This window comes from Actinoplanes sp. NPDC048791 (assembly GCF_040650095.1).
Classification (GTDB): domain Bacteria; phylum Actinomycetota; class Actinomycetes; order Mycobacteriales; family Micromonosporaceae; genus Actinoplanes.
Window position 1 is genome coordinate 1 of the sequence record NZ_JBEZGQ010000670.1, and the last position, 4,760, is coordinate 4,760.

Below are 4,760 nucleotides of genomic sequence, written 5' to 3' on the forward strand. Positions count from 1 at the left end.
CCGAACCGGCCCCAGCGGCCGAACCAGCCCCAGCCGCCGAACCAGCCCCAGCCGCCGAACCGGGCCCAACAGCCGAGCCGGCCTGCGTGACCGGCCGGGCCGGGCTCAGTGCCACCCCGGTCCGCAGCCGGCCGTCCCACCACAACGAGTCCGGCAGCAGCCAGTCCGGGCCCGCCGGGCTCACGACTGTTTCTCGAGCAGGGTGCGCAGCACAGCCAACCCCCGGTGCACCTCGGCGAAGCTCGTGCTCAGCGGGGCCGGCCCGATCCGGATGCCGTCCGGCCGCCGGTAGTCCGGGATGACGCCGTTGTCCCAGAGGCTTTCCAGCAGCTGCTCGAAGCCCGGGCGGCGCAGCGTCACGTGACCGCCGCGCGACGATGGCTCCCGAGGGCTGACCACCTCGACACCCAGCGGCGCCAGCCATTGGTCGGCCAGCTCCAGCGCATAGCCGGTGAGCAGCACGGACTTGGCCCGTACGGCTTCGATGCCGGCCTCGGCCAGCATGTCGAGGTTGGCGTGCAGCGGGACCATGGCCAGGATCGGCGGCGTGCCGCTGAGCAGCGCCCGTACCCCTTCGGCCGGTTCGTGGCCCGGGCCCATCTCGAACGCCGCCCGGTGGCCCATCCAGCCCTGGATCGGCTGCCGCAGCTCGCCCTGCAGCTCGCGGCGCAGGTAGCCGAAGGCGGGCGCGCCCGGGCCGCCGTTGAGGTACTTGTAGGTGCAGCCGACGGCCAGGTCCGCACCCCACTCGTCGAGGCGCACCGGCACCGAGCCGACCGAGTGGCTCAGGTCCCACAGCGTCAGGGTGCCCGCCGCGTGCGCGATCCGGTTGATCTCCGCGGCGTCGGCGAGCCAGCCCGACCGGTACGCGACGTGGCTGAACAGCACCAGCGCGGTGTCCTCGTCGACCACCTCGGCGACCTGGGCCGGCGTGATACCGGTGGCCGGGTCCGTCTCGATCCACACCAGGCTCAGGCCGCGCTCGGCGGCGATGCCCTCCAGCACGTACCGGTCGGTGGGGAAGTTGTCGGTGTCCAGCACGATCTTGCGCCGGCCGGGGCGGGCGTCGACCGCCGCGCGGGACAGCTTGTAGAGCAGCACCGTCGTGGAGTCGGCCACCACGACCTGGCCGGCGGCGGCACCGAGCGCGACCGCGCCGAGCCGGTCGCCGAGCTGCAGCGGCCACTCCAGCCAGCCGTCCGTCCAGCCGCGGATGAGCCGGCCGGCCCACTGCTCGCGGACGAACTCGTCGAGCAGCTGGGCGGTGGCCCGCAGCGGCCGGCCGAGCGAGTTGCCGTCCAGGTACGAGACGACGTCGAAGCCGTCCGGGGTCAGGAAACGCTCGCGCAGGTGGGCCAGCGGGTCGGCGGCGTCGAGGGCCTCGGCCCGGGCCAGCAGGTCGTCGCTCACGCGCCCTCCACGCCGATCTCGGTCCGGACCGCGTACAGCTCCGGGAAGAAGGTCAGATCCAGGGCCTTGCGCAGGAAGTTGACGCCGCTGGAGCCGCCGGTGCCGGCCTTGAAGCCGATCGTGCGTTCCACGGTCTTGAGGTGGCGGAAGCGCCAGAGCTGGAAGTTCTCCTCCAGGTCGACGAACTCCTCGCAGGCCTCGTACGCCTCCCAGTTGGCGTCCGCGTTCTCGTAGATCTTGGTGAAGACCGGGACGAGCTCCTCGTGGTACCGGTATCCCTCGGTCACGTCCCGTTCCAGCAGCGCGACCGGGACGTCGTGGCCATGCCGGGCCAGGTAGCGCAGGAACTCGTCGTAGACGGTCGGCGCCTCCAGCGCGCCCAGCAGCAGCTCCTGCGCCGCCGGGTCGTCGTCGAAGATCGTGAGCATCCGGCGATCCTTGTTGCCGAGCAGGAACTCGACCGCGCGGTACTGGTACGACTGGAAGCCCGACGACGTGCCCAGGAAGCTGCGGAACTCGGCGTACTCCGACGGGGTGAGGGTGGCCAGCACCGACCACTGCTCGGTGAGGCAGCGCTGGATGTGCTTGACCCGGGCCAGGCCCTTGAGCGCGGGCCGCAGGTCGTCGGCGGCGAGCTTGCGCTGCACGGCGCGCAGCTCGTGCAGGATCAGCTTGAGCCAGAGCTCCGACGTCTGGTGCTGCAGGATGAACAGCAGCTCGTCGTGGTGCTCCGGGACGCTGACCGGGTGCTGCGCCGAGAGGACCTGGTCGAGCCGCAGATACCGCCCGTACGACATGTTGACCTTGAAGTCGCGGACGATACCGGCCTCCAGGGGCCGTTGATTCGACGACACGTGCCTGCCCTCCTCAGATGATTCACCTGAAGGAGATCACACCCGTCAGATGTTGGCGAGAGGCCCGTCGGTAAGGATCGGACCCCAGTACACCCACTGACCGTCGTGCCGCACGAAGCGGCTGCGCTCGTGCATCTCCCCAGGCCGGCCCGCGTCGCGGTAGTGGGCCCGGAACTCCACCACGCCCTCGGCGTCGAAGAGCCCGCCGCGGCTGGTGCCCAGCACGTCGAGGCCGGTCCAGCGCAGGCCCGGGTCCGGCTCGACGTCCGCCGGCCGGGTGTCCGGGTGCCAGGACCGCAGCACGTACGCCGCGTCGTCCAGCACGAAGGCGGCGTAGCGCGAGCGCATCAGCCCCTCCGCGGTGGCCGCGGCATGGCCCCGGTGCGCCGGGCCGCAGCACTCACCGTACGGCTGACCGAGCCCGCACGGGCAGGGCTTCGCGTCGTCGAAGCCGGTCAGCGTCGTGGTGCGGCGGGATGCGCGTCGGGCCATGCCCTCATTCTTGCTCACCCGCGGTGTCGAGCGACCGGTAGTAGCGGATCTTCCCGCGGATGTGCTCACGCTGCTCGGCCAGCTCGGCCAGGCGCCGCCCGATCTCACGGTCGTGCTCCTCGAGCAGCTCCACCCGTTCCCGCATGGTGCGTTCGTCGCGGGTCAGGTCGGCGTAGCGGCGCATCTGGGCGATCGGCATGCCGGTGTCGCGCAGGCAGCGCAGGATGCCCAGCCAGGCGATGTCGTCGTCGTCGAAGACCCGCTGCCCGCCGGGGGTACGGGCGATGTCGTCGAGCAGCCCGATCCGTTCGTAGTAGCGCAGGGTGTCGAGGCTGAAACCGGTCTTGTCGGCGATCTCACCCGGCGAGTAGGTCGGCATCCCTCGATTCTGCCCTTGATCTGGAGCGCGCTCCAGGTGGCACCGTGCCGCCATGAGCGAAATCGTCTTGGGGGCCATGCTGTTCGGCACGCGGATCGGCGAGCGTGAGTCCTTCGCCCTGCTGGACCACTTCACCGAGCGCGGCGGGCGGTGGATCGACACCGCGAACAACTACTCCTTCTGGCTGCACGAGAGCGGACTCGGCGGACAGAGCGAACAGGTCGTCGGCCGCTGGCTGGCCGCGCGGCCCGGAATGCGGGACCGGGTACGGATCAGCACCAAGCTCGGCGCGCAGCCCACCGACCCCGCCATCGGCTTCCCGTCGGCCGAGGGCCTGTCCGCACCGGTGATCCGCCGGGCCACCGAGCAGAGCCTGGCCCGGCTGGGCATCGAGCACCTCGACCTGCTCTGGGCGCACATCGAGGACCGGTCGGTGCCGCTGGACGAGACGGTGACCGCGTTCGGTGAGCTGGTGACGCGGGGCGTGGTGGGGCGGCTGGGCGCGTCGAACCACCCGGCGTGGCGGGTCGAGCGGGGCCGGCAGCTGGCCGCCGCGCAGGGTATCGCGGGCTGGACCGCTCTGCAGTTGCGGCACTCGTACCTGCGGCCGCGGCCGGGGGCGGCGTTGCCCGCGTCGGCGCACCGGGTGGTGACCGATGAGGTGCTGGACTTCGTGCGGGACAACGAGGATGTGGTGCTGTGGGCGTACACGGCGTTGCTGAACGGGGGTTACGTGCTGCCCGAGCGGCTCGACGAGGCGTACGAGCACCGTGGCACAACGCGTCGGCTGGCCGAGCTGGATGCCGTCGCCGCCGAGCTCGGTGCCAGCCGCCACCAGGTGGTGCTGTCCTGGCTGCTGGGCGGCAGTCCCGGTGGGTGGCCGATCGTGGGGGCCACCACGGTGGAACGGCTCGACGAGGCGCTGGACGCGTACGAGATCAAGCTGGACGCCGCCCAGCGCGACCGGCTCGACCGGGCCGCCTGAGGCTCAGCGGCCCGGCTGGTCCAGCACGATCGCGCTGATCACCTGCTGGCAGCGGTCCAGCTCCTCGATCAGGCCGCGCATCTCCTCGATCGCCGAGACGGCGTTGCGGGTGTCGCTGCGGATGCCGCCGACCTGCCCGCCGATCTCGCTGGTGGCCACCGCGGTCTCGTTGGCCAGGTCCTTGACCTCGCTGGCGACCACGGCGAAGCCCCGGCCGGCCTCGCCCGCCCGGGCCGCCTCGATGGTGGCGTTCAGGGCGAGCAGGTTGGTCTGCTTGGCGATGGTGGCGATGAGCTCGACGACCTTGCCGATCTCGGTGCTGCTGGCCTCCAGCCGCTGGATCACCTCGACGGCGGTCTGTGCCGCGCGGACCGCCGACCGGGTCGCCGTGGCCATGTCGCTGCTGACGTCGGCCAGCCGATGCGCGGAGCCGGGCGCGGTGCTGTCCGGGTATTCCGCACCGCTCTGCCAGTCCGTCATCGCGTTCCACCCCTCGCCGGCCCTACCTCCAACATCGCACCCCGCGGTTGCCGTTCGCGGCGAATTCCCGCTATCGGGTCGCGTCGGCCCGGCCGCGCGCCGCCAGCCGGGGGTCGGGGTCGTCGGCGAGCCGCCGTGCCGCCCGCGACCGGGTCACCGG

At 72.0% G+C, this 4,760-nt stretch carries 6 protein-coding genes; 1 reads left to right on the top strand and 5 read right to left on the bottom strand.

The annotated features are described in order from the left end of the window. Positions 1-180: 180 nt before the first annotated feature. From kynU to AB0C29_RS34135, 4 genes are read right to left on the bottom strand one after another with little or no spacing between them, the layout of a single operon-like run. A complete protein-coding gene (gene kynU / locus AB0C29_RS34120) occupies positions 181-1,410 on the bottom strand; it encodes a kynureninase (protein ID WP_360829105.1) in 1,230 nt (409 codons plus the stop codon). Further along, complete coding sequence (gene kynA / locus AB0C29_RS34125; protein ID WP_360829108.1) at positions 1,407-2,264, bottom strand: tryptophan 2,3-dioxygenase; 858 nt, start codon at positions 2,262-2,264, stop codon at positions 1,407-1,409. Before kynA ends, kynU begins: the two co-directional genes overlap by 4 nt. Before the next feature lie 45 nt (positions 2,265-2,309). Next, a complete protein-coding gene (locus tag AB0C29_RS34130) occupies positions 2,310-2,756 on the bottom strand; it encodes a YchJ family metal-binding protein (RefSeq protein WP_360829111.1) in 447 nt (148 codons plus the stop codon). A 4-nt stretch (positions 2,757-2,760) separates the two neighbouring features. Beyond that, positions 2,761-3,135 (bottom strand): MerR family transcriptional regulator, encoded by a 375-nt coding sequence (locus tag AB0C29_RS34135; protein WP_360829113.1) that lies wholly within the window; start codon positions 3,133-3,135, stop codon positions 2,761-2,763. Positions 3,136-3,187: 52 nt separating this feature from the next. Here AB0C29_RS34135 and AB0C29_RS34140 point away from each other — a divergent pair, with 52 nt between their 5' ends. Then, positions 3,188-4,120 (top strand): aldo/keto reductase, encoded by a 933-nt coding sequence (locus tag AB0C29_RS34140; protein ID WP_360829116.1) that lies wholly within the window; start codon positions 3,188-3,190, stop codon positions 4,118-4,120. A 3-nt stretch (positions 4,121-4,123) separates the two neighbouring features. Here the strand turns inward: AB0C29_RS34140 and AB0C29_RS34145 are convergent, their stop codons facing one another. Beyond that, the gene (locus AB0C29_RS34145) at positions 4,124-4,600 is read right to left on the bottom strand and encodes a methyl-accepting chemotaxis protein (protein ID WP_360829119.1); all 477 of its coding nucleotides are present in this window, start codon (positions 4,598-4,600) and stop codon (positions 4,124-4,126) included. Positions 4,601-4,760 lie beyond the last annotated feature (160 nt).